This is a genomic window from Acidocella sp. C78 (genome assembly GCF_907164655.1).
Genome location: NZ_CAJQZK010000035.1, coordinates 1 through 21,572, shown reverse-complemented (window position 1 = coordinate 21,572; position 21,572 = coordinate 1). Strand labels below are relative to the sequence as shown.

The 21,572-nt window shown below is 67.0% G+C and carries 20 protein-coding genes and 4 pseudogenes; 15 read left to right on the top strand and 9 right to left on the bottom strand.

Going from position 1 to position 21,572, the window contains the following annotated elements:
- Positions 1–10: 10 nt before the first annotated feature.
- Positions 11–804 (bottom strand): annotated as a pseudogene (istB, locus tag ACIDOCELLA78_RS000000111630) (IS21-like element helper ATPase IstB).
- The gene (gene istA, locus ACIDOCELLA78_RS000000111625; protein ID WP_201727493.1) at positions 794–2,323 is read right to left on the bottom strand and encodes an IS21 family transposase; all 1,530 of its coding nucleotides are present in this window, start codon (positions 2,321–2,323) and stop codon (positions 794–796) included. The pseudogene istB and the gene istA overlap by 11 nt, the downstream one beginning before the upstream one ends.
- 107 nt (positions 2,324–2,430) lie before the next feature.
- On the opposite strand from istA, the pseudogene ureC reads away from it, so the two are divergent.
- From ureC to ACIDOCELLA78_RS000000111595, 6 genes and pseudogenes are all read left to right on the top strand, one after another.
- Positions 2,431–3,963, top strand: a pseudogene (gene ureC / locus ACIDOCELLA78_RS000000111620) (urease subunit alpha); the annotation flags it as partial.
- Positions 3,912–4,412, top strand: coding sequence for an urease accessory protein UreE (locus tag ACIDOCELLA78_RS000000111615; RefSeq protein WP_307850956.1), 501 nt, complete (start codon positions 3,912–3,914; stop codon positions 4,410–4,412). The pseudogene ureC and the gene ACIDOCELLA78_RS000000111615, both read left to right, overlap by 52 nt.
- Entirely contained in the window at positions 4,409–5,104 is a 696-nt protein-coding gene (locus ACIDOCELLA78_RS000000111610) for an urease accessory protein UreF (protein ID WP_201729691.1), read from the top strand. Before ACIDOCELLA78_RS000000111615 ends, ACIDOCELLA78_RS000000111610 begins: the two co-directional genes overlap by 4 nt.
- Positions 5,101–5,751 (top strand): urease accessory protein UreG, encoded by a 651-nt coding sequence (ureG, locus tag ACIDOCELLA78_RS000000111605; protein ID WP_201729690.1) that lies wholly within the window; start codon positions 5,101–5,103, stop codon positions 5,749–5,751. Before ACIDOCELLA78_RS000000111610 ends, ureG begins: the two co-directional genes overlap by 4 nt.
- A gap of 83 nt (positions 5,752–5,834) precedes the next feature.
- The gene (cynS, locus tag ACIDOCELLA78_RS000000111600; protein WP_201729689.1) at positions 5,835–6,284 is read left to right on the top strand and encodes a cyanase; all 450 of its coding nucleotides are present in this window, start codon (positions 5,835–5,837) and stop codon (positions 6,282–6,284) included.
- A 127-nt stretch (positions 6,285–6,411) separates the two neighbouring features.
- The gene (locus ACIDOCELLA78_RS000000111595) at positions 6,412–8,145 is read left to right on the top strand and encodes an IS1634 family transposase (RefSeq protein WP_201727483.1); all 1,734 of its coding nucleotides are present in this window, start codon (positions 6,412–6,414) and stop codon (positions 8,143–8,145) included.
- 382 nt (positions 8,146–8,527) lie between these two features.
- Here ACIDOCELLA78_RS000000111595 and glmS read toward each other — a convergent pair whose 3' ends face one another.
- Together glmS and glmU are read right to left on the bottom strand one after the other, a co-directional pair.
- Entirely contained in the window at positions 8,528–10,351 is a 1,824-nt protein-coding gene (gene glmS / locus ACIDOCELLA78_RS000000111590) for a glutamine--fructose-6-phosphate transaminase (isomerizing) (RefSeq protein ID WP_201729688.1), read from the bottom strand.
- Positions 10,351–11,664 carry a bifunctional UDP-N-acetylglucosamine diphosphorylase/glucosamine-1-phosphate N-acetyltransferase GlmU gene (glmU, locus tag ACIDOCELLA78_RS000000111585; protein ID WP_201729687.1) on the bottom strand — a complete coding sequence of 438 codons (1,314 nt, stop codon included), beginning with the start codon at positions 11,662–11,664 and terminating at the stop codon, positions 10,351–10,353. Before glmU ends, glmS begins: the two co-directional genes overlap by 1 nt.
- Positions 11,665–11,736: 72 nt before the next feature.
- Between glmU and gph the strand changes: the two genes are divergently transcribed.
- The 9 genes from gph (at position 11,737) to ACIDOCELLA78_RS000000111540 (ending at position 18,805) form a co-directional block, all read left to right on the top strand.
- On the top strand, positions 11,737–12,387 hold the full coding sequence (gph, locus tag ACIDOCELLA78_RS000000111580; RefSeq protein ID WP_201729686.1) for a phosphoglycolate phosphatase: 651 nt from the start codon (positions 11,737–11,739) through the stop codon (positions 12,385–12,387).
- Between the two features lie 111 nt (positions 12,388–12,498).
- On the top strand, positions 12,499–12,966 hold the full coding sequence (locus ACIDOCELLA78_RS000000111575) for an SUF system Fe-S cluster assembly regulator (protein WP_201729685.1): 468 nt from the start codon (positions 12,499–12,501) through the stop codon (positions 12,964–12,966).
- Positions 12,967–12,974: 8 nt separating this feature from the next.
- Positions 12,975–14,426: a Fe-S cluster assembly protein SufB gene (sufB, locus tag ACIDOCELLA78_RS000000111570; protein ID WP_201729684.1), complete on the top strand. Its 1,452-nt coding sequence runs from the start codon at positions 12,975–12,977 to the stop codon at positions 14,424–14,426.
- Positions 14,427–14,435: 9 nt separating this feature from the next.
- On the top strand, positions 14,436–15,179 hold the full coding sequence (sufC, locus tag ACIDOCELLA78_RS000000111565) for a Fe-S cluster assembly ATPase SufC (protein ID WP_201729683.1): 744 nt from the start codon (positions 14,436–14,438) through the stop codon (positions 15,177–15,179).
- The gene (gene sufD / locus ACIDOCELLA78_RS000000111560) at positions 15,176–16,375 is read left to right on the top strand and encodes a Fe-S cluster assembly protein SufD (RefSeq protein WP_201729682.1); all 1,200 of its coding nucleotides are present in this window, start codon (positions 15,176–15,178) and stop codon (positions 16,373–16,375) included. The genes sufC and sufD overlap by 4 nt, the downstream gene beginning before the upstream one ends.
- Entirely contained in the window at positions 16,372–17,616 is a 1,245-nt protein-coding gene (locus tag ACIDOCELLA78_RS000000111555) for an aminotransferase class V-fold PLP-dependent enzyme (protein ID WP_201729681.1), read from the top strand. The genes sufD and ACIDOCELLA78_RS000000111555 overlap by 4 nt, the downstream gene beginning before the upstream one ends.
- Entirely contained in the window at positions 17,613–18,068 is a 456-nt protein-coding gene (gene sufU, locus ACIDOCELLA78_RS000000111550; RefSeq protein ID WP_201729680.1) for a Fe-S cluster assembly sulfur transfer protein SufU, read from the top strand. The genes ACIDOCELLA78_RS000000111555 and sufU overlap by 4 nt, the downstream gene beginning before the upstream one ends.
- Positions 18,058–18,423, top strand: a complete 366-nt coding sequence (locus ACIDOCELLA78_RS000000111545) for a DUF59 domain-containing protein (protein WP_174503321.1) — start codon at positions 18,058–18,060, stop codon at positions 18,421–18,423. The genes sufU and ACIDOCELLA78_RS000000111545 overlap by 11 nt, the downstream gene beginning before the upstream one ends.
- A gap of 10 nt (positions 18,424–18,433) precedes the next feature.
- A complete protein-coding gene (locus ACIDOCELLA78_RS000000111540) occupies positions 18,434–18,805 on the top strand; it encodes an iron-sulfur cluster assembly accessory protein (RefSeq protein WP_201729679.1) in 372 nt (123 codons plus the stop codon).
- 21 nt (positions 18,806–18,826) lie between these two features.
- Here the strand turns inward: ACIDOCELLA78_RS000000111540 and hisI are convergent, their stop codons facing one another.
- From hisI to ACIDOCELLA78_RS000000111515, 5 genes and pseudogenes are all read right to left on the bottom strand, one after another.
- Entirely contained in the window at positions 18,827–19,177 is a 351-nt protein-coding gene (gene hisI, locus ACIDOCELLA78_RS000000111535) for a phosphoribosyl-AMP cyclohydrolase (protein ID WP_201729678.1), read from the bottom strand.
- The gene (metC, locus tag ACIDOCELLA78_RS000000111530) at positions 19,174–20,430 is read right to left on the bottom strand and encodes a cystathionine beta-lyase (RefSeq protein WP_201729677.1); all 1,257 of its coding nucleotides are present in this window, start codon (positions 20,428–20,430) and stop codon (positions 19,174–19,176) included. Before metC ends, hisI begins: the two co-directional genes overlap by 4 nt.
- Positions 20,427–20,912 (bottom strand): sulfurtransferase, encoded by a 486-nt coding sequence (locus ACIDOCELLA78_RS000000111525; RefSeq protein ID WP_249676705.1) that lies wholly within the window; start codon positions 20,910–20,912, stop codon positions 20,427–20,429. The genes metC and ACIDOCELLA78_RS000000111525 overlap by 4 nt, the downstream gene beginning before the upstream one ends.
- Positions 20,913–20,962: 50 nt before the next feature.
- Positions 20,963–21,280 (bottom strand): annotated as a pseudogene (locus ACIDOCELLA78_RS000000111520) (rhodanese-like domain-containing protein); the annotation flags it as partial.
- Between the two features lie 52 nt (positions 21,281–21,332).
- Positions 21,333–21,572, bottom strand: a pseudogene (locus ACIDOCELLA78_RS000000111515) (transcriptional regulator); the annotation flags it as partial.

Genomic DNA, 21,572 nt, shown 5'->3' with positions numbered 1-21,572 from the left:
GATTTGAGTTTCATGATGGGGTCAAGGCTGGATTTTTCTCCTTTCGTTTTTGGGATTTCTGCACGGAGCTATTTTTGAACCTGAAGCTGTCATTTCCGGTCTCGAGGATATGGCAGTGGTGGGTGAGGCGATCGAGGAGCGCGGTGGTCATCTTGGCGTCGCCGAAGACGGCGGACCATTCGCTGAAGCTCAGGTTGGTGGTGATGACGACGCTGGTGCGCTCGTAGAGCTTGCTGAGCAGATGGAACAGCAAAGCTCCGCCTGAGGCGCTGAAGGGCAGATAGCCAAGCTCATCGAGGATGACGAGGTCGGCATGGATCAGACGGCCGGCGATTTGCCCAGCCTTTCCCTGAGCTTTTTCCTGCTCCAGAGCATTGACCAGCTCGACGGTGGAGAAGAAGCGGACGCGCTTTTGTGATGCTCGACGGCCTGCACGCCGAGCGCGGTGGCGATGTGGGTTTTGCCCGTGCCCGGGCCGCCGACGAGCACGACATTGTCGGCGGGTTCGATGAAGTCGCAACGATGCAACTGGCGGACCAGGGCCTCATTGACCTCGCTGCTGGCGAAGTCGAAGCCGGCCAGGTCGCGATAGGCCGGGAAGCGGGCGGCCTTGAACTGATAGGCCATGGAGCGGACCTCGCGCTCAGCGGTCTCGGCCTTGAGCAACTGGGAGAGTACCGGGATGGCGGCTTCGAAGGCCGGGGCACCCTGCTGGGCCAGTTCATCGACGGCCTGTGCCATGCCGTGCATTTTGAGGCTGCGCAGCATGATGACGAGCGCGCCGGTGGCGGGATCATGACGCATGGCGGGCCTCCTCAGATTGGCGCAAGCTATCGTAGCGCTCGACGTCAGCCTTGGGTTCATTGGCCAATGTCAGTGCCTGTGGCGCGGTGATGACCGGAAGCGGAGCCTGTTTGCCGTCGATCAGCCGGTGGAGCCGGTTGATGATATGCGTCTTGGACGGCACGCCGTCCTCCAGCGCCAGTTCCACCGCCACCAACACCGCCTGCTCGTCATGGTGCAGCACCAGGGCCAGGATCTCCACCATCTCCCGGTCACCGCCAGGACGGCGCAGGAGATGTTGCTGCAGCCGCTTGAAGGCATCGGGCAATTCCAGGAACGGCGCACCGTTGCGCAAGGCGCCCGGCTTGCGCTGGATCACCGCCAGATAATGCCGCCAGTCATACACAGTGCGCCCTGGGCCGTTGTGCGTCCGGTCGATGATGCGCGGATGCTCGCAGATGATTTGCCCCTCCGCCGCCACCACCAGCCTGTCGGGATAGACCCGCAGGCTGACCGGCCGGTTGGCAAAAGAGGCCGGCACGCTGTAGCGGTTACGCTCCAAGTGGATCAGGCAGGTCGAGGAGACCCGCTTGGTGTGTTCCACGAACCCATCGAACGGACGGCCCACAGGCATGAGGCTCTCAACCTCGCTGGCCCAGACATCGGCAATGGTTCCCGGCTCGTTGCCATGCGCGGTCTGCTCCCACAGCTCCCGGCAGCGCCGCTCCAGCCAGTCGTTCAGGGCGTCCAAGCTTTCGAACGGAGGCATGGACTGCCACAGGCGGTGGCGTGCATCCTGGACGTTCTTCTCAACCTGCCCCTTCTCCCAACCGGCGGCCCGATTACAGAACTCGGCCTCGAAGAGATAATGGCTGGTCATCGCCAGGAAGCGGGCGTTGACGCTGCGCTCCTTGCCACGGCCGACCTTGTCAACGGCGGTGCGCATGTTGTCGTAAATCCCGCGCCGCGGTACGCCGCCGAGAGCTTGGAAGGCGTGGTTATGCGCGTCGAACAACATCTCATGTGTCTGCAGCAGATAGGCCCGAACAATGAACGCCCGGCTATGCGACAGTTTGGTGTGCGCCACCTGCAACTTGACGCGGACGCCACCGATGATCGCAAAATCTTCGCTCCAGTCAAACTGGAACGCCTCGCCAGGCGCAAAGGCCAAGGGCACGAAGGTTCCCCGGCCGGCGGTCTGCTGCAGCCGTTGGCACTCCCCCTTCCAAGCCCGGGCAAAGGCCGCCACACGATTGTAGGAACCGTCATAGCCCAGGCTGACGAGATCACCGTATAGCTGCTTGACCGTCCGCCGCTGCTTGCGCGGCCGGCCAGCTTCACGGCGCAGCCACGCCAAAAGCTTCTCGGCATAAGGATCAAGCTTGCTCGGCCGGTCCGGAACCTGAAACTTCGGCTCAATCACATCAGACCGAAGATATTTGCGGATCGTGTTCCGCGACACGCCTGTGCGCCGGGAAATCTCTCGGATCGGCACATGCTCACGCTTATGCCACCGGCGGATAATGCTCAAAAACGCCATGTCCAACACTCCGTTCGCCCCCGCCTCTTCCAGACGGGGAAACAGTCAAACATGGGTCAAATCTCAGTGGAAAAATCCGGCCTTCCCGGGTCAGATCTCAGCGGAAATCAACAGCCGCCGACACGGTCATCACCAACGCCCTGATCATCGACCACTGGGGGATCGTCAAGGCCGATATCGGCATCCGGGACGGCCGGATCAGCGGCATCGGCAAGGCTGGCAATCCCGATATCCAGCCGGCCGTCACCATCGTGATCGGACCGGGTACCGAGATCATTGCTGGCGAGGGCAAGATCGTCACCGCTGGCGGCATCGATGCGCACATCCATTTCATCTGTCCGCAGCAGGCCGAGGAGGCGCTCGCGTCCGGCATCACCACCATGCTTGGCGGCGGCACCGGCCCGGCGACCGGAACCGCCGCGACCACCTGCACGCCAGGGCCTTTCCACCTTGCGCGGATGTTGCAGGCGAGCGAGGGGTTGCCCGTCAATCTCGGCTTCGCTGGCAAGGGCAACGCGTCGGCCCCGGCGGCGCTTGAGGAAATGATTCGCGCCGGCGCCTGCGCGCTGAAGCTGCACGAGGATTGGGGCACGACCCCGGCGGCGATCGACACCTGCCTTTCGGTCGCGGATCGCCACGACGTGCAGGTGATGATCCATACCGACACGCTGAACGAGAGCGGCTTCGTCGAGGACACGATCGCGGCCTTCAAGGGGCGAACGATCCACGCCTTCCACACCGAGGGCGCGGGCGGCGGGCATGCGCCGGATATCATCCGGGTCGCCGGCTTCGCCAACGTCCTGCCCAGTTCGACGAACCCGACGCGCCCCTATACCGTCAACACGATCGACGAACATCTCGATATGCTGATGGTCTGTCATCATCTCGATGCCTCGATCCCGGAGGATCTGGCCTTTGCCGAGAGCCGCATCCGGCGGGAGACGATCGCCGCGGAGGATATTCTGCACGACCTCGGCGCGTTGTCGATGATGGCCTCGGACAGCCAGGCGATGGGCAGGGTCGGCGAGGTGATCACGCGCACCTGGCAGACCGCCCACAAGATGAAAGTCCAGCGCGGCAAGCTTGCGATCGGCGACACGGCAAGCGATGCCGCCGCCGACAACGCGCGGATCCGCCGCTACATCGCGAAATACACGATCAACCCGGCCATCGCGCATGGACTGTCGCACGAGGTCGGCTCGGTCGAGGTCGGCAAGCTCGCCGATCTCGTCGTCTGGTCGCCCGCGTTTTTCGGCGTGAAACCCGATCTGGTGATCAAGGGAGGGGTGATCGCGATGGCGATGATGGGCGATCCGAACGCCTCCATACCCACGCCGCAGCCGGTTCATGCGCGCCCGATGTTCGGTGCGTTCGGTCGCGCCCTTGCCGCGACATGCGTGACCTTTGTCTCCGCGGCGGCGTTCGAGGACGGCATCGGCTCGCGACTCGGCCTGTCGCGCATGGTTCGCCCGGTTACGAATGTACGCGGCGGCATATCCAAGGCCTCGATGATCCTGAACGGCGCCACCCCGCTGATCGAGGTCGATCCCGAGACCTACGACGTCCGCGCCGATGGCGAATTGCTGACATGCGAACCCGCCGCTGTCCTGCCGATGGCGCAACGGTATTTCCTGTTCTGATGCGCGCGCAACGGGTGATAAGGGCCGGCGGATGGCCAGGCGACAACGCCGCCGACAGCGTGACCCTCGATTATGACCGCCGTCATCGCCGGCGTCTGGCGCTGACCACCGATGGCGGGCGCAACCTTCTGCTCGACCTCGCGGAAGCCACCCATCTGCGCGATGGCGATGGTCTGGACTGCGGTGATGAGGGGATCGTGCGGGTCATTGCCGCACCCGAGTCGCTGATCGGCATCGCCGCGCCCCCGGCCCTGCTGATCCGTATCGCGTGGCATCTCGGCAACCGGCATCTCGATGTCGCCTTCCAGCCCGGCGACGAATGCGGCTCGCTCCTCATTCGCGACGATCACGTGATCGGTGACATGGTCCGCCGGCTCGGCGCGACGGTAACCCCCGTCACTGCTCCGTTCGACCCGGAGTCAGGGGCCTATGACGGGCATCATCATTGACTGCCAGCGGCGGCATAGGGTCAGGCGCGCTGATTCGCCTGCTGACGCTGCTGTCGCCGTCCTTTCCGATCGGCGGTTTCGCCTATTCGCACGGCCTCGAACAGGCAATCGATGCGGGCGACATCGCGAATGACGCCCAGCTCGCGGACTGGCTGGCGGCGATGCTGACCGAGGGCGGCGGGCGGAACGATGCGATCCTGCTCCGCCTGTCGTATCGGGCGGTAGCCGGCGATCCCTCCGGCGCCGGCCTCGCGGCGATTGCGCGGCTCGCCCGGGCCATCGCCCCCACCGCCGAACTGGCGCGCGAGACCCTGCAGCAGGGCGATGCCTTTGCCATCGCCGCGTCACCCTGGATGCCCGCGGCGCTTGCCCGGCAGCTCCGCGACCTGCGCCCGCTCGCCTACCCGGTCGCCTTCGGCGCAGTCGCCGGGACGCAGGATTTCGGCGAGGACACCGCCGTCGCCGGCTATCTGCATGCCTGGAGCGCTGGGCTTGTCTCTGCCGGCGTGCGGCTCATCCCGCTGGGCCAGACCGCCGGGCTGACCGTGCAATCGAGGCTTGAGACGATCATCCTGGAAGTTGCCGCCGCAACTTGCGACGCCACCCAGGAGGATCTCGGGAGCGCCTGTCCGCGTGCGGACATTGCCTCCATGCAACACGAAACAACACACACGAGGCTTTTCCGCACATGACAAGACATGGACCCTTGCGCGTCGGCATCGGTGGCCCCGTCGGTTCCGGCAAGACCGCGCTGATGGACGCTCTTTGCCGGGCCTTCCGCGATCGCTTCGAGATCGCTGCGATCACCAACGACATCTACACGCGCGAGGATGCCGAGTTCCTCACACGCGCCGGCTCGCTGGTTCCCGAGCGCATCATGGGCATCGAGACCGGTGGCTGCCCGCACACCGCCATCCGCGAGGATGCCAGCATCAATCTCGCCGGTTGTGCCGAGCTTTCGCGCCGGTTCCCGGGGCTTGATCTGCTGCTGATCGAGTCTGGCGGCGACAATCTTGCCGCAACCTTCAGCCCCGAACTTGCAGACATCACGATCTACGTGATCGATGTCTCCGCTGGCGACAAGATTCCCCGCAAGGGTGGTCCCGGCATCACCCGCAGCGACCTGCTGGTGATCAACAAGATCGATCTCGCGCCGCTGGTTGGAGCCAGCCTCGAGGTGATGGACCGCGATGCCCGGCGCATGCGCGGAGATCGTCCGTTCGTGTTCACGAACATCAAGGCCGGAAACGGCGTCGACGCCGTTGTCTCCTTCATCGTGAACGCTGGCGGCCTCGATAGTCGGAAGCACGGTTCACAACACGGCGCGTACCCCCAATAGGCTATGTGGGTGACCTGCTTCGGGCAGGGTTGGTCGTGATCCTGTCACTACGCACATGATGTGCAGATCGAAGGAACGAGTCGATGAACGATGCCAAAACCGCCCTCGGGCGCAAGATATTGCAGATCAAGAAAACGAAGGGCTTGAGCTGGACGGAGATCGCCGCGAGGCTTGGTCATTCGCCGGTCTGGGTCTGCGCGGCCTGCATGGGCCAGATGTCCATGACCGCCGAGACCGCGGAAAAGGCGGCGCTGCTGCTTGGCCTCGATCCTGAGGAGACCGCGCTACTAGCGGAAATCCCGTATCGCGGGTCGCTGCCGACCGAGGTGCCGACCGATCCGTTGATCTATCGCTTTTACGAACTGGTGTCGGTCTATGGGACAACCTGGAAGGAACTTATCCAGGAAGAGTTCGGCGATGGCATCATGAGCGCGATCGACTTCGACATGGCGATCGAACGCCAGCCCGACCAGAAAGGCGACCGCGTGAAAGTAACGATGAGCGGGAAATTCCTTCCCTACAAGCGGTATTAGACTGAAGTTTTTACTTGGGAATGACCTGAACGTGGCGGATAGCCTCGCGTAGCGCTGATTTCTTGCGAGCGTTTTGTGTCCATAAATGGGGCTTGCGGTGCGACTCGATCTGTGATTCGCTCGGGTTATGTTCATCGATGTGGTTCCGAATGGCCGATCGGCGCCGGCCGTGCTGTTGCGGGAGAGTTTCCGCGAGGGGCGGAAGGTTCACAAGCGTACCATCGCCAATCTGAGCCAGATGCCGCCCGCGTTGATCGATGGCCTACGAGCGCTGCTCGCGGGTGGCGCGGTGGTTGGTGGTGCCGATCAGGCGCTGGAGATCCGGCGTTCGCTGCCGCATGGTCATGTGGCGGCGGCACTCGGGATGATGCGCAAGCTCGGGATACCCCGCCTGCTGGGCCGGAGGGCGTCGCGCGAGCGCAGTCTCGCCCTGGCGCTGATCGCCGGCCGGGTGATCGCGCCGGGATCGAAGCTCTCGACCCTGCGCGGCCTGAACCCGGAGACCGCAACATCGAGCCTCGGGCAGATGCTTGATCTCGGTGTCATTGAAGAGCGCGAGATCTATGCGGCGCTGGACTGGCTGGGCACGCAGCAGGGGCGGATCGAACGGGAGTTTGCAAGGCGCCATCTGCGCGACGGCACGCTGGTGCTCTACGACGTCAGTTCATCCTACCTCGAAGGCCGGCATTGCGAACTGGCACACCACGGATACAGCCGGGATCACCGGCCCGATCGGCCGCAGATCGTCTATGGTCTGCTGTGCGATCGCGAGGGGCGGCCGATCGCAGTGGAAGTGTTCGAAGGCAACACCGCCGATCCGGCGACGATCGCCGCCCAGGTGGAGAAACTCAAGCGCCGGTTCCATCTCGAGCGCGTCGTCCTGGTGGGTGATCGCGGAATGATCACCACGGCGCGGATCCGCGAGACGATCAAGCCGGCGGGGCTGGACTGGATCAGCTGCCTGCGCGCGGGGCAGATCCAGGATCTTGCCGAGGGACCGCTGCAGATGTCGCTGTTCGACGAGCGCGATATCGCCGCGATCACGTCGCCCGATTATCCGGGCGAGCGGCTGATCGCCTGTCGCAACGCCGCCCTGGCGACCGAACGACGGCGCAAGCGCGAGGCGCTGCTCGTGGCCACCGAGACGGAACTGGCGCGGATCCGGGATGCGACACGGCGCAAACGCGCTCCTCTTCATGGCGAGGCCGCGATCGGGCTGGCGGTGGGGGCGGTGATCAACCAGCGCAAGATGGCCAAGCATTTCGATCTCACCATCACCGCCAGCCGCTTCGATTTCCAGCGCAACGCCGCCAGCATCGCGCGCGAGGCGGCCCTCGACGGCATCTATGTCATCCGCACCAGTGTGAGCGCGGACGTCATGAGCGAGACCGAAGCCGTGTCAGCCTACAAGGATCTCTCACGGGTGGAACGGGCGTTCCGGTCCCTCAAATCGGTCGATCTCGCGATCCGCCCGGTGCATCACTGGCTCTCGCCGCGGGTGCGTGCCCACGTCTTCCTCTGCATGATGGCCTATTACGTCGAATGGCATCTGCGCGACGCCCTCAAGCCCCTGCTGTTCCAGGATCACGACCGGCCAGGCGCGGAAACTGAACGCTCATCGCCGGTTGCCCCCGCATCGATATCCCCGGCCGCCGATCGCAAGCGCGGGCGACGCCGCAACGACCAGAACCTGCCGATTTCGAGCTTCACCGACCTGATGGCGCATCTCGCCACACAGACCCTCAACACCGCCTCCCTACCCAAGGCGCCGAACGCCACCTTCACCGCTCTGGCAAACCCCACGTCGCTGCAAACCACCGCCTTCGCCCTGATCGGGATCGACCCCATGCGTGTCCAGTAAGCGGCAAAATCAGATCTCGAAGTTCACCGATAAATACAGGGAATTTGCTTTCGAATCAGTGAAAACTTCAGATTAGAGCACTTTCCGATTCATCCGGATCGGATGATGCTCTAATGTGATCCTCCTGCTTGCGGGAAATGTTGCGCGGCGCGGAGACAACGGTCGCGTCGTGGAACAGCGCAGTGTGTAGACCCCACGAAAATACACTGTATGATTATTCACTTGTGAAAAATCGAATTTTGCTGATCTTGCCGCGATGTTTTAGCGGCGGGCAATATTGGGATTTGCAAGGTCTGGGAGACCTGAGTGGGAAAACCTTGCAAAGCCGTTGGAGCGTTGCGCGGTGGTCGCGATCGTGATTCATCGGCGCGCACCCCGTTGCCTACTCGACCGTGACGGATTTGGCGAGGTTGCGTGGCTGGTCCACATCCGTGCCTTTCAGGATGGCGACGTGGTAGGCCAGAAGCTGGACCGGGATGGCGTAGAGCAGGGGGGCGACGAACGGCGCGCAGTCGGGCAGGATCACGGTGCGCTCGGCGATGCCGGAGAGGCGCGCGGCGCCGGCGCGGTCGCTGAACAGGATGATCCGCCCGCCACGGGCCGCGGCTTCCTGCAGGTTGGAGGCGGTTTTTTCGAACAGCGGGCCGGAGGGCAGCACGGCGATGACCGGCACCGAGGGGTCGATCAGCGCGATCGGCCCGTGCTTCATTTCGCCGGCGGGATAGCCCTCGGCATGGATGTAGCTGAGTTCCTTGAGCTTCAGCGCGCCTTCAAGGGCGATCGGCATCATCGAACCGCGGCCGAAGAACAGCACGTCGCGCGCATCGCGGATGTCTTCGGCGAGGGCGCGGATGTCTGCGTCATCGGCGAGGAGCTGGGCCATCTTGCCGGGAAGTTCCATCAGGGCGGCGACCAGCGGCGCGATTTCGGCGTCGCTGCGCGCGCCGCGGGCGCGGGCGAGGGCGAGGGTGAAGCCGGCGAGCACGGCGAGCTGCGCGGTGAAGGCCTTGGTGCTGGCAACGCTGATTTCCGGGCCAGCGATGGTTTCCAGCATCAGGTCGCTCTCGCGCGCCATCGTGCTTTCCGGCACGTTGACCACCGACATCACCTTGCAGCCCTGGCGTTTCATGTAGCGCAGCGCCGCCATGGTGTCGGCGGTTTCGCCGGACTGGCTGATGACGAGGCCGAGCCCCGCTTGGTCGAGCGGCGGTTCGCGGTAGCGGAATTCGCTGGCCACATCGGCATCGACCGCGATCCGCGCGATGTCTTCGAGCCAGTAACGGGCCGTCAGGCCGGCATAGAAGGCCGAGCCGCAGGCCGAGAGGCTGATGCGCGGGATGGCGGCGAGATCGATCGCGAGATCCGGCAGGACCGGCAGGCGGGTTGCCGGATCGATCATGCGGTTCAGCGTGTCGCCGATGATCGCGGGGTTCTCGTGCAGCTCCTTTTCCATGAAATGGCGGAAATTGCCCTTGCCGATGGATGCGCCGGTCAGGCGGGTCAGCTTGACCTCGCGGGTGACCGGGTTGTTCGCGGCGTCGCGGAATTCGGCACCGCTGCGCGAGACGATCACCCAGTCGCCATCGTCGAGATAGGCGATGCGGCGGGTGAGCGGCGCGAGGGCGAGGGCGTCGGAGCCGAGATACATCTCGTCCTCGCCGAAGCCGACCGCGAGCGGGGCGCCGCGCTGCGCGCCGATGATCAGCTCGGGATGGCCGGCAAAGATCAGCGCCAGCGCATAGGCGCCTTCGAGCCGGGCGAAGGCGGCGGCGGCGGCCTCGACCGGCGGAAGACCGCGGGCGAGGTGAAGGTCGACGAGCTGGGCGACGGTTTCGGTGTCGGTCTCGGTGGAGAAGACCTGGCCGGCGGCTTCAAGCTCGGCGCGCAGGTCGGCATGGTTCTCGATGATGCCGTTATGCACCACGGCGACGCGGGCGGTGCCGTGAGGATGGGCGTTGCCCTCGGTGGGGGCGCCATGCGTGGCCCAGCGGGTGTGGCCGATGCCGGTGGTGCCGGCGAGCGGGGACGCGGCGATGGAGGCGGCGAGATTGGCGAGCTTGCCCTCGGCCCGGCGGCGGGTGATCGCGCCCTCGACCAGGGTGGCGATGCCCGCGCTGTCATAGCCGCGATAGGCGAGGCGGGAGAGGCCATCGAGCAGCAGGGGGGCGGCGTCGTGCCGCCCGATGAGTCCGACGATGCCGCACATCAGCGTTTTCCCTTCGTCATGCGGAGTTCGGCGGCGCGGCCGGGCTTTTCGACCTGCCGGCCGCGGGCGAGCGCCAGCGCGTCCGCCGCCACCGGATCGGTGATGACGCTGCCGGCGGCGATGATCGCGCGGTCGCCCACCGAAACCGGGGCGACGAGGGCGACGTCCGAGCCGATGAAGGCGTCGGCGCCGATCGTGGTGCGATGCTTGGCGAAGCCGTCGTAATTGCAGGTGATGGTGCCGGCGCCGATATTGGCGCGCGGGCCGATTTCGGCGTCGCCGAGATAGGTGAGGTGGTTGGCCTTCGCCCCCGCGCCGAGGCGGGCGGCCTTGAGCTCGACGAAATTGCCGACATGGGCGCCGGCGCCGATCTCGCTGCCCGGGCGCAGCCGCGCATAGGGGCCGATGACGGCGCCGGCGGCGATCGTGCAGCCCTCGAGATGGGAGAAGGCGCGGATCATGACATCCGGCCCGACCGCAACACCGGCGCCGAAAACAACGTGCGGCTCGATCGTGACATCGGCGGCGAGCGCGGTGTCCGCGGCGAGGAAGACGGTTTCGGGGGCGGTCATGGTCACGCCGGCGGCGAGGGCGGCGGCGCGCAGGCGGGACTGCATCGCCGCCTCGGCGGCGGCGAGTTCGGCGCGGGAATTCACCCCCCGGCACTCGTCCCACGGCGCCTCGACCACGGCGACGGTCGCACCCTCGGCGCGGGCGACGGCGACGAGGTCGGTGAGATAGTATTCGCCCTTCGCGTTGCCATTGCCGATCTGTCCGAGCCAGCGGCGCATGTCGGTGGCGGCGGCGGAGAAGCCGCCGACATTGCACAGGCCGATGGCGCGCTCGGCCTCGCTCGCGTCGGCGAATTCGACGATGCGCTCGGCGAAGCCGGCCGGGCCGACGATGCGGCCGAAGGCGCCGGGCTCCGGCGGCCTCGTGCCGAGCAGCACAAGTGCGGCATCCCCCGCGCCGAGCCGCGCGCCGAGGCGCTGGAGCGTCGCGCCGCTGACCAGCGGATTGTCGCCATAGACGATGGTGACGGCGCCCGCGCCGAAACGGTCCGCGGCGGCAAGGGCGGCATGGGCGGTGCCGAGGCGCTCGCGCTGGATCACGGTGGGGTGCGGGGCGGCGGCGCGGGCGACATCGTCCATGTCCGGGCCGGTGACGACCGCGGTTTCGGCGAACACCGTCTTGCAGGCGGCGAGCAGATGGGCGAGCATCGGCTGGCCGGCGATGCGGTGCAGCACCTTGGGGCGGCTCGACTTCATGCGGGTGCCGAGGCCGGCGGCAAGAATCACGGCGGTATTGTGCATGCGCGAAGCGGTAGCCCTGGCCCGCCGCTTCTGTAAAGTGGCCTGCCATCAAATAGAATTTCGGAGTGTGTCATGAACACTGCACGCGGTGTTGTTTTCGACCTCGACGGCACGGTGATCGACAGCCTGCCCGACCTTGCCGCGGCGTTGAACCGCTCGCTGGCCCGCCACGGCGCGGCGCCGGTGGCGCGGGAGGATGTGGCGCCGATGGTCGGCGATGGCGCGCGGATGCTGCTGAAACGGGGCTACGAAGCGCGCGGGATGACGCCGGAGGCCGAGGACGAGGCGATATTTCTGGCCGATTACGAGGCGCATGTGACCGACCTCACCGAACCCTATCCGGGCATCGTGATGGCGCTGGAAACGCTGATGGCGCGGGGCTTCCGGCTTGGCATGTGCACCAACAAGCCGGAGGCCTCGGCGCGCAAGGTGCTGACGGCGCTGGATCTCGACCGGTTCTTTCCGGTGCTGATCGGCGGGGACGCCACGAATTTCCGCAAGCCTGACCCGCGCCATCTCGGTGCCGTGCTGGAGGCGATGACGATCGCGCCGCGGGAGGCAGTCATGGTCGGCGATCATCACAACGACATCGCCACGGCGGAAGGGCTCGGCGTTGCCTCGATTTTCGTCCGCTGGGGCTATGGCCGGGCGGAGGGCACGATCGCCATCGGCGAGACCGCGGCGCTGGTGCCGGCGGTGGAGCGGTTGCTCGGCGCGGCCTGAGCCGTCCGCCCGGATTTCCGGCGCTTGGCATGACGCATCCGGCCTTGACGGGGGCGGCGCGATGGACCATTTGCGTAAACAGGACCTGTGTTGTCCACAATCGGGTGTGTCATGCTGAGACTATCGCGTCTGACCGACTATGCGGTGGTGGTGCTGGTGCGTCTTGCCCAGGCCGCCACGGTGGAAACCGCCCCCGCGATTGCGGCGGGCACCGGGATTCCGGAGCCGACCGTGGCCAAGGTGCTGAAGGGCCTGGCGCAATCCGGCCTCGTGCTGTCGCAGCGCGGGGCGCATGGCGGCTATCGGCTCGGGCGGCCGCTTTCCGCGATTCCGATTGCCGATGTGATCGTCGCGATCGACGGGCCGATCGCGCTGACCGCCTGCGTCGAGGGCACGGGCGGGGCGTGCGACAGCGCGTCTCTCTGCCCGATGGCGGGGCGCTGGGGCGTGGTGAACGACGCGATCAGCGAGGCGCTCGGCGCGATCACGCTGGATGACATGCAGGCGGCGTCCCTGCCCAGGGCGCTGCGGGTCGATGAAGCGGATCTCGCGGCGCGCGCGCCGTCAACTGTCGAATAGGGGTTTCAATGCCTGCGGTGAATGAGACGATCGAGACTGTCGACCGGATATCGGGCGGCGGCTACAAGTTCGGCTTCGAGACCAATATCGAGATGGAGTTCGCGCCCAAGGGGCTGAACGAGGACATCGTCCGGCTCATCTCGGCGAAGAAGGGCGAGCCGGAATGGCTGCTCGAATGGCGGCTCAAGGCGTATCGCGCCTGGCTGTCGATGGAGGACCCGGCCTGGGCGCGCATCCATCATCCCAGGATCGACTATCAGGACCTGCATTATTACGCGGCGCCGAAGAAGCCGGCGCCGAAATCGCTCGACGAGGTCGATCCCGAACTGCTCGCGATGTACGAGAAGCTCGGCATTCCGCTGAACGAGCGCGCGGCGCTGGCGGGCATTGCCGTCGATGCGGTGTTCGACAGCGTTTCGGTCGCGACGACGTTCCGCGACACGCTGGCCAAGGCCGGGGTGATCTTCTGCTCGATTTCCGAGGCGGTGCGCGAGCATCCCGAACTGGTGCGGAAATATCTCGGCAGCGTCGTGCCGGCGGGCGACAATTATTACGCGGCGCTGAACTCGGCGGTGTTCTCGGACGGCAGCTTCGTGTTCGTGCCGAAGGGCGTGCGCTGCCCGATGGAGCTTTCGACCTATTTCCGCATCAACGCGCGCAATACCGGGCAGTTCGAGCGCACGCTGATCGTCGCCGAGGCGGGGGCCAGCGTGTCGTATCTCGAGGGCTGCACGGCGCCGATGCGCGACGAGAACCAGCTTCACGCCGCGGTGGTCGAACTCGTTGCGCTCGACGAGGCGACGATCAAGTATTCGACCGTGCAGAACTGGTATCCGGGCGATGCCGAGGGGCGCGGCGGAATTTACAATTTCGTCACCAAGCGCGGCGCCTGCCGGGGGCGGAACTCGAAGATTTCCTGGACCCAGGTGGAAACCGGCTCGGCGATCACCTGGAAATATCCCTCCTGCATCCTGCAGGGCGAGGGGTCGACCGGCGAGTTCTACTCGGTGGCGGTGACGAACAATTTCCAGCAGGCCGATACCGGCACCAAGATGATCCACCTGGCGCCGAACACCACGAGCACGATCGTCTCGAAGGGGATTTCGGCCGGGCGGTCGAACAACACCTATCGCGGGCTGGTGCGGATCATGCCGCGGGCGATGAATGCGCGGAATTTCACCCAGTGCGACAGCCTGCTGATCGGCGATCGCTGCGGCGCGCATACGGTGCCCTATATCGAGAGCCGCAACCGCACGGCGAAGGTGGAGCATGAGGCGACGACCTCGAAGATCGCCGACGACCAGCTGTTCTACTGCCGCGCGCGCGGGCTTTCGGAAGAGGACGCGGTGGGGCTGCTGGTCAACGGCTTCTGCCGGGATGTTTTGAAGGAATTGCCGATGGAGTTCGCGGTCGAGGCGCAGAAGCTGCTCGCCGTGTCTCTCGAAGGCTCCGTGGGCTGAGGACACAACATGCTTGAAATCAAGGGACTGACCGCGACCATCGATGGCAAGGAGATCCTGCGCGGGATCGACCTGACCGTGCCGGAGGGCGAGATTCACGCGATCATGGGGCCGAACGGGGCGGGGAAATCCACCCTGTCCTATGTGCTGTCGGGCCGCGAGGGCTACGAGGTGACCGGCGGCAGCGTGACGTATAACGGCGCCGACCTGCTGGCGATGGAGCCGGAGGAGCGGGCGGCGGCCGGGGTGTTTCTCGCGTTCCAGTATCCGGTCGAGCTGCCGGGGGTGGGCAACGCCAATTTCATCCGCACCGCGCTGAACGCGATCCGCCGGGCGCGCGGCGAGGCGGAACTTGACGCCGTGCAGTTCCTCAAGGAAGCGCGGGCGGCGGTGACGGCGCTGAAGATGCCGGACGACATGCTGAAGCGGAACGTCAATGTCGGGTTCTCGGGCGGTGAGAAGAAGCGCAACGAGGTGTTGCAGATGGCGCTGCTCAAGCCGACCCTGGCGCTGCTCGACGAGACCGATTCCGGGCTCGATATCGATGCGCTCAAGATTGTCGCCCAGGGGGTGAACGCGCTGCGCGGGCCCGCGTTCTCGGCGCTGGTCATCACGCATTACCAGAGGCTGCTCGACCATATCGTGCCGGACCGCGTGCACGTGCTGGCGGCCGGCAAGATCGTGCGTTCCGGCGGGCCGGAGCTTGCGCTCGAACTGGAGGCCAACGGCTATGCGGGGCTGGAGGCGGCATGAGCGGGACCGACCTGCTCGACGGCTTCGACCTCGCGGCGCTGCCGGGCGCATCCGCGCGGGAGGCGGCGTCGGCGCGGCTGCGCGCCGGCGGCTGGCCGACGAGGCGCGACGAGGCCTGGCACTATACCGATCTCGCGGCCGGGCTGCGTGGTTTCGCTCTCGGCCCCGCCCCGGCGGTGGAGGTCGCGGCTGAACTGCCGGAAGGCCAGCGCGTTGTGTTCGTCAATGGCCGGTTCGATGCGGCGCGCTCGACCGCGCCCGACTGGGTGGGTCGCCTCGGCGGCGCGGCGGCCGATACGGCGCGCGGCGGTGTGGTCGTCGCGTTGAACACCGCGCTGGCTGAGGATGGCGTGGCCATCACCCTGGCGCCGGGGCAGCAGGGCGGCACGCTGTTCCTGGTGACGCTGGCGGCCGGCCGGGGCGAGACGATGCCGGCCATCGCGCCGCGCCACCGGATCGCGCTCGGCGCCGGTGCGACGCTGACGCTGATCGAAACCGCGCGGGGCGAGGGGAGCTACCTGCACGCGCCGGTCTTCGAGGTGGAGCTTGGCGAGGGGGCGCGGCTCAACCATTACCGGTTGCAGGACGAATCCGGCGAGGCCGTGCATGTCGCCACCATTTTCGCCGAGATCGCCGGCGGGGCGGGCTATGAGAGCTTCACCCTCAATCGCGGCGCGCGGCTCAGTCGCAACGAGACCCATGCCCGGCTCACCGGCCCTGCGGCGGATGTCCATCTCAACGCGGCGCAGTTGCTGAACGGCACCCAGCATGGCGACGTGACCACGGTGGTGCGGCATGACGCGCCGGACTGCGCCTCGCGGCAGACGGTGAAGTCGGTCCTGGCCGGGGCGGCGCGCGGCGTGTTCCAGGGGCGGATCGAGGTCGATCGCATCGCCCAGAAAACCGATGGCTACCAGATGAACCAGGCGCTGCTGCTCTCGGACGAGGCGGAGATCGACAGCAAGCCGGAGCTGGAAATCTTCGCCGATGACGTGAAGTGCAGCCATGGTGCTACGATCGGCGCGCTCGATCCCGAACAGCTTTTCTACCTGCGCAGCCGCGGCGTGCCGGCGGCGGAGGCGAAGTCGATCCTGATCCGCGCCTTTCTCGACGAGGCGCTGGAGCCGGTGACCGACGAGGCGGCGCGTGCCGTCTTCGAGGCGGCGATCGGCGCCTGGTGGCGGGAGGGCGCATGAGCGCGGCCATCGAGCAGCCGGGTTTCGACATCGCGCGCATCCGCGCCGATTTCCCGATCCTGTCGCAGTCGGTGCATGGCAGGAAGCTGGTGTTTCTCGACAGCGGCGCCTCGGCGCAGAAGCCGCGCGCGGTGATCGACGCGATGGTCCGCTCGATGGAGACGCGCTACGCCAATGTCCATCGCGGGCTGCACTGGCTGAGCGAGCGCGCCTCGGACGATTACGAGGCGGCGCGCGACAAGGTGGCGTCCTTCCTCAACGCGGCGCGGGAAGAGATCGTTTTCGTGCGGAACGCGACCGAGGGGATCAACCTCGTCGCCGCGACGTTCGGGCGCTCGGCGCTGCGTCCGGGCGATGCGGTGGTGGTGAGCGAGATGGAGCACCACGCCAATCTCGTGCCCTGGCAGATGCTGCGGGAGTCGCACGGGATCGAGCTGCGCATCGTGAAGATTACCGATTCCGGGGAACTGGATTTCGCCGATCTGGAGCGGCAATTCGCCGACGGGCGGGTGCGGCTGCTGGCGATCACCCATATGTCGAACGTGCTCGGCACCTATACGCCGGTCGAGCGGCTCGCCGCCTTCGCGCATGAGTGCGGGGCGCGGCTGCTGCTCGATGGCGCGCAGGCGGTGGTGCACCGGGCGGTCGATGTTCGCGCCATCGATGCGGATTTCTACGTGTTTTCCGGCCACAAGCTCTATGGCCCCTCCGGCATCGGGGTGCTGTTCGGCAAGCGCGAGCTGCTCGATGCGATGCCGCCCTTCCTTGGCGGCGGCGACATGATCCGCAGCGTGAGCTACGAAAAGTCGACTTGGGCCGAGCCACCCTATCGCTTTGAGGCGGGGACGCCGGCGATCGTCGAGGCGGTGGGCCTGGCGGCGGCGATCGATTACGTGAACGCGATCGGCTTTCCGGCGATCGCCGCGCATGAGCGGGCGCTGACCGATCACGCGCTGGCGACGCTCGATGCGATCGGCGGGGTGAACGTGGTCGGGCGGGCGCAGGACCGCGGCGGGGTGGTCGCCTTCACGATGGACGGGGTGCATGCGCACGACGTCGCCACCCTGCTCGACAAGCAGGGGATCGCAGTACGCGCCGGGCACCATTGCGCCGAGCCGCTGACCCGTCGGCTCGGGCTCGACAGCACCGCCCGCGCGACCTTTGGCGTCTATACGACGATGGAGGAGATCGACGCGCTGGCGGCGGGACTGCGGCGCGTGCAGCAGGTGTTCGGCGGATGAGCGGTGCGGCGGATATCGGCGATCTGTATCAGCGTCTGATCATGGAGCGCGCCCGCGCGCCGCTGCATGCCGGCCGGCCGGAGCGCTTCGACGCCGAGGCGGAGGGCGACAACCCGATGTGCGGCGACCGGGTGCACCTGCGGCTGAGCTGCGCGGCCGGGGCGATCGGCGAGGTTTGGCATGAGACCCGCGGCTGCGCCATCTGCATCGCCTCGGCCGATCTGATGGCCGATGCGGTGGCCGGGCGCCCGCGCGCGGCGGCCGAGGAAATGGCCGGCGCGTTCGAGGCGATGGTGGCGAGCGGGGCGGTGCCCGACCGCGCGGAATTCAGCGCGTTGCGGGCGCTGTCGGGCGTTCATGAATACCGCTCGCGCCACCGCTGCGCCACACTTCCCTGGCAGGCGCTGCGCGCCGCGCTGACCAAGACGATGGAGACCGGACATGGCGGATGACATGGCCAGGACCGAACCCGTGACCACCTGGACGCCGGAGGGCGAAACCCCACCGCTGGTGAGCGAGGAGAACGTGATCGCGGCGATCGCCACGGTCTATGACCCGGAGATTCCGGTGAACATCTTCGAGCTCGGGCTGATCTATGCGATCGAGATCGAGGGCGGGGCGGTGAAGGTGGAAATGACGCTGACCGCGCCAGCCTGCCCCAGCGCGCAGGAACTGCCCGAGGCGGTGCGCCTTGCGGTGGGGACGGTGCCGGGGGTGAGCGAGGTGGAGGTCGAAACCGTGTGGGACCCGCCCTGGGATCCCTCGCGGATGAGCGACGAGGCGCGCCTCGCGCTCAACATGTTCTGAGGAGTCTGCGATGACCACGATCCGCACTGAATCCGCACCGCCGCGCCGCAGCCTGCCGCCGCTGATGCAGCTGACCGATGCGGCGGCCGACCGCCTGCGCGCGCTGTATGAAAGCGGGCAGCAGGGCCGGCTGCTGCGCATTGGCGTGGGCACCAAGGGGTGTTCCGGCCTGTCCTACGAGATGGAGTGGGTGGATGAGCCCGCGCCGACCGACGAGCAGGTGAGCGACAAGGGCGTGACCGTGCTGATCGACCGCAAGGCCACGCTGTTCCTGATCGGGACGGTGATGGACTACAAGGTGGAGACATTCTCCTCGGGCTTCACCTTCGAGAACCCGAACGAGAAGGGCCGCTGCGGCTGCGGCGAGAGTTTTCACGTCTGACGCGCACGCGCAGGGGGCGGCTCAGGCGATGTCTTCCAGCCCGTCCGCGGTGACGCGGCGAAAGAAGCAGTTATGCGCGCCGGTGTGGCAGGCCGGGCCGGTCTGCTCGACGAGGAGCAGCAGCGTGTCGCCATCGCAGTCGAGCCGCATGTCGATGAGGCGCTGCACATGGCCTGAGCTTTCGCCCTTGCGCCAGAGCTTGCCGCGGCTGCGGCTGAAATAGCAGACTTGCCCGGTGCCGAGGGTCTCGGCGATCGACTCCGCGTTCATCCACGCCATCATCAGGATTTCGCCGGTATCGTGCTGCTGGGCGATGGCGGGAATGAGACCGGCTTCGTTGAAGCGGGCGGCGGTGATGACGGGATGGGTCATGCCGTGCCGTCCGGGCTGTAGCCGTCCTGCAATTCGCCGGCCATGCAGGGCGGCGAGGCGCAGGCGGTGCGGGCCTGGCCACGCAGCACGGCCAGGCCTTGTTCGAGATCGGCGATCAGATCGTCGGTGTGTTCGAGGCCGATTTGCAGGCGCAGCATCTCGCCGCCGAACCGGCCGGTGCCCTCGGTGCGGGTGATGGTGTTGGTGGTCGGCAGGGCGAGGCTCTCGTAGCCGCCCCAGGAGGCGCCGATGCCGAACAGGCGCAGCGCGTCGGCCATCGCGCAGACGGCGTCGTAATCGTGCTCGGGCTGGAACACCACGCCGAACAGGCCACAGCCGCCGGTGAAGTCGCGCTTCCAGAATTCGTGGCCGGGACAGGAGGGCAAAGCGGGGTGCAGCACGCGCAGCACTTCCGGCCGGCCGGCGAGCCAGGTGGCGACGGCGAGGGCCGCCCGTTCCTGCTCGGCGAGGCGGACGGCGAGGGTGCGCGCGCCGCGCAGGGCCAGCCAGCAATCGTCCGGTGAGGCATACTGGCCCAGATCGAGCGCGCCGGCGCGCAGCCAGGCCCAGTCCGCATCGGTGGCCACGGTGATGGCGCCGAGCACGATGTCGGAATGGCCGCCGACATATTTCGTCAGCGCCTGGATCGACACGTCGACCCCGTGGCGGAACGGCTGGAAGGTGCGGATGCCCCAGGTGTTGTCCATGAACAGCTTGGCGCCATGGGCATGGGCGACGCGGGCGAGCATCGGCACGTCCTGCACCTCGAAGGTGTGGCTGCCGGGGCTTTCGGAAAAGAGGGCGGTGGTTTGCGGGCGCAGCAGCGCCGCCAGCCGGTCTTCGGTGATGAGGGGATCGTAATAGGTGGTGGCGACGCCGTAGCGCGCGAGCACGCTGTCGCAGAAGCGGCGCGTCGGGCCGTAGACCGAGTCGGGCACCAGCATGTGGTCGCCGGCCTTCAGCCAGGCGAGCAGCGGCACGGTGATGGCGGCAAGACCCGAGGAGACGATCTGGCAATGCGTGCCGCCCTCGATTTCGGCGACCACGTTTTCGAGCGCGAAATGGGTCTCAGTGCCGTAAAGCCCGTAGATTTCTTCCTGCTCCAGACGGCGCTGGCCGATTTCGCGGCGCGCGGCGCAGGAGGGATAGAGCACGGTGGAGCCGCGCACGAGCTTGGGATTGACGTAGCCGTGCGACTTGACCGGCCGGCGCGAGGCCAGAGAGAGGCGGGTTTCGAAGCGGTCGTTGGTCATGCGGGATCCTCTCCGGTGGCGACGGGGGTGTCGGGCAGGGCGCCCCATTCGGCCCAGGAGCCGTCATAAAGCGCGCCCATCGGCAAGCCGGCGCGGACCAGGCCGAGGGTGACGACGGCGGCGGTGACGCCGGAGCCGCACATCGTCACCGGCCGGGTTGATCCATCGATGCCGGCGGCGGCGAAGCGGGCGCGCAGCGCTTCGGGCGCAAGCATGGTAGCGTCGTCGCCCAGCAGTTCGGAATAGGGCAGCGAGCGGGCGCCGGGCACATGGCCGCCGCGCATGCCGGGGCGCGGCTCGGGCACCGCGGCGGCGTAGCGGCCGGCGGTGCGGGCATCGAGCAGGGTTTCGTGCCGCAGGGCGATATTGGCCTCGATCGCGGCCCGGTCGCGGATGCGGGCGGCATCGAGGCGGGGGGCGAAGCGCCCGCGTGGGCGCGGGCGCGCGGGCCGGAGTCGAGCCTTCGCCCTTCCTGGCGCCATTTGGGCAGCCCGCCATCGAGCACGGCGACGTTTTCATGGCCGAACACGCGGAACATCCACCAGCCGCGGGCCGCCGAGAACAGGCCGCGCTGGTCGTAGACGACGATGCGGGAATCGTTGCCGACGCCGAGCGCCTCAACCGCGGCGGCGAAGCCTGCCTCGTCCGGCAGCATGTGCGGCAACGGCGAGGCGGTGTCGGCGATCCGCTCGATATCGAAGAAGGCGGCGCCGGGCAGGTGGGCTGCCTCGAACAGGGCGGCCGCGTTCTGCGTTTCGTTGGGGAGGTAGAAAGACGCGTCGAAAAGGATCAGCGCCGGATCATCGAGTATCGCGGCGAGAGCCTCTGTTGAGATCAGCGGGGACGACATGGGCGAAGTGTAACGCGCCGGCAGCGGTTTGTCTCCCTGCCGGCGCGGGAAATCAGGCCATGGCCGGTTCCAGCATCCGCCGTACCTCGGCGGCCGCGGCGCGGCCCTTGATGGCGTCGCGCCAGGCGCCTTCGGCGACGCGCTGATGGGTCATCACCGCATCGTCGGCGCTGGTGATCATGGCGACGCCGGTCTGCGCGTCGGGCGGCGCATCGGTCGGGAATGGGTTCACCGCGAGGCAGGCGCGCTCGCGCGAGCGCAGGATGGCGAAGGGGCCGTTCGGATCGCCTCC

Coding starts and splice junctions, on each gene's coding strand:
- ACIDOCELLA78_RS000000111525 (WP_249676705.1), bottom strand. CDS start 20,912: ATGGCGCCAGGAAGGGCGAAGGCTCGACTCCGGCCCGCGCGCCCGCGC.
- ACIDOCELLA78_RS000000111615 (WP_307850956.1), top strand. CDS start 3,912: ATGCGAACCCGCCGCTGTCCTGCCGATGGCGCAACGGTATTTCCTGTT.
- hisI (WP_201729678.1), bottom strand. CDS start 19,177: ATGACCCATCCCGTCATCACCGCCGCCCGCTTCAACGAAGCCGGTCTC.
- glmU (WP_201729687.1), bottom strand. CDS start 11,664: ATGCACAATACCGCCGTGATTCTTGCCGCCGGCCTCGGCACCCGCATG.
- metC (WP_201729677.1), bottom strand. CDS start 20,430: ATGACCAACGACCGCTTCGAAACCCGCCTCTCTCTGGCCTCGCGCCGG.
- sufU (WP_201729680.1), top strand. CDS start 17,613: ATGAGCGGTGCGGCGGATATCGGCGATCTGTATCAGCGTCTGATCATG.
- sufC (WP_201729683.1), top strand. CDS start 14,436: ATGCTTGAAATCAAGGGACTGACCGCGACCATCGATGGCAAGGAGATC.
- ACIDOCELLA78_RS000000111595 (WP_201727483.1), top strand. CDS start 6,412: ATGTTCATCGATGTGGTTCCGAATGGCCGATCGGCGCCGGCCGTGCTG.
- istA (WP_201727493.1), bottom strand. CDS start 2,323: ATGGCGTTTTTGAGCATTATCCGCCGGTGGCATAAGCGTGAGCATGTG.
- ACIDOCELLA78_RS000000111545 (WP_174503321.1), top strand. CDS start 18,058: ATGGCGGATGACATGGCCAGGACCGAACCCGTGACCACCTGGACGCCG.
- ureG (WP_201729690.1), top strand. CDS start 5,101: ATGACAAGACATGGACCCTTGCGCGTCGGCATCGGTGGCCCCGTCGGT.
- sufD (WP_201729682.1), top strand. CDS start 15,176: ATGAGCGGGACCGACCTGCTCGACGGCTTCGACCTCGCGGCGCTGCCG.
- ACIDOCELLA78_RS000000111540 (WP_201729679.1), top strand. CDS start 18,434: ATGACCACGATCCGCACTGAATCCGCACCGCCGCGCCGCAGCCTGCCG.
- glmS (WP_201729688.1), bottom strand. CDS start 10,351: ATGTGCGGCATCGTCGGACTCATCGGGCGGCACGACGCCGCCCCCCTG.
- cynS (WP_201729689.1), top strand. CDS start 5,835: ATGAACGATGCCAAAACCGCCCTCGGGCGCAAGATATTGCAGATCAAG.
- sufB (WP_201729684.1), top strand. CDS start 12,975: ATGCCTGCGGTGAATGAGACGATCGAGACTGTCGACCGGATATCGGGC.
- gph (WP_201729686.1), top strand. CDS start 11,737: ATGAACACTGCACGCGGTGTTGTTTTCGACCTCGACGGCACGGTGATC.
- ACIDOCELLA78_RS000000111575 (WP_201729685.1), top strand. CDS start 12,499: ATGCTGAGACTATCGCGTCTGACCGACTATGCGGTGGTGGTGCTGGTG.
- ACIDOCELLA78_RS000000111555 (WP_201729681.1), top strand. CDS start 16,372: ATGAGCGCGGCCATCGAGCAGCCGGGTTTCGACATCGCGCGCATCCGC.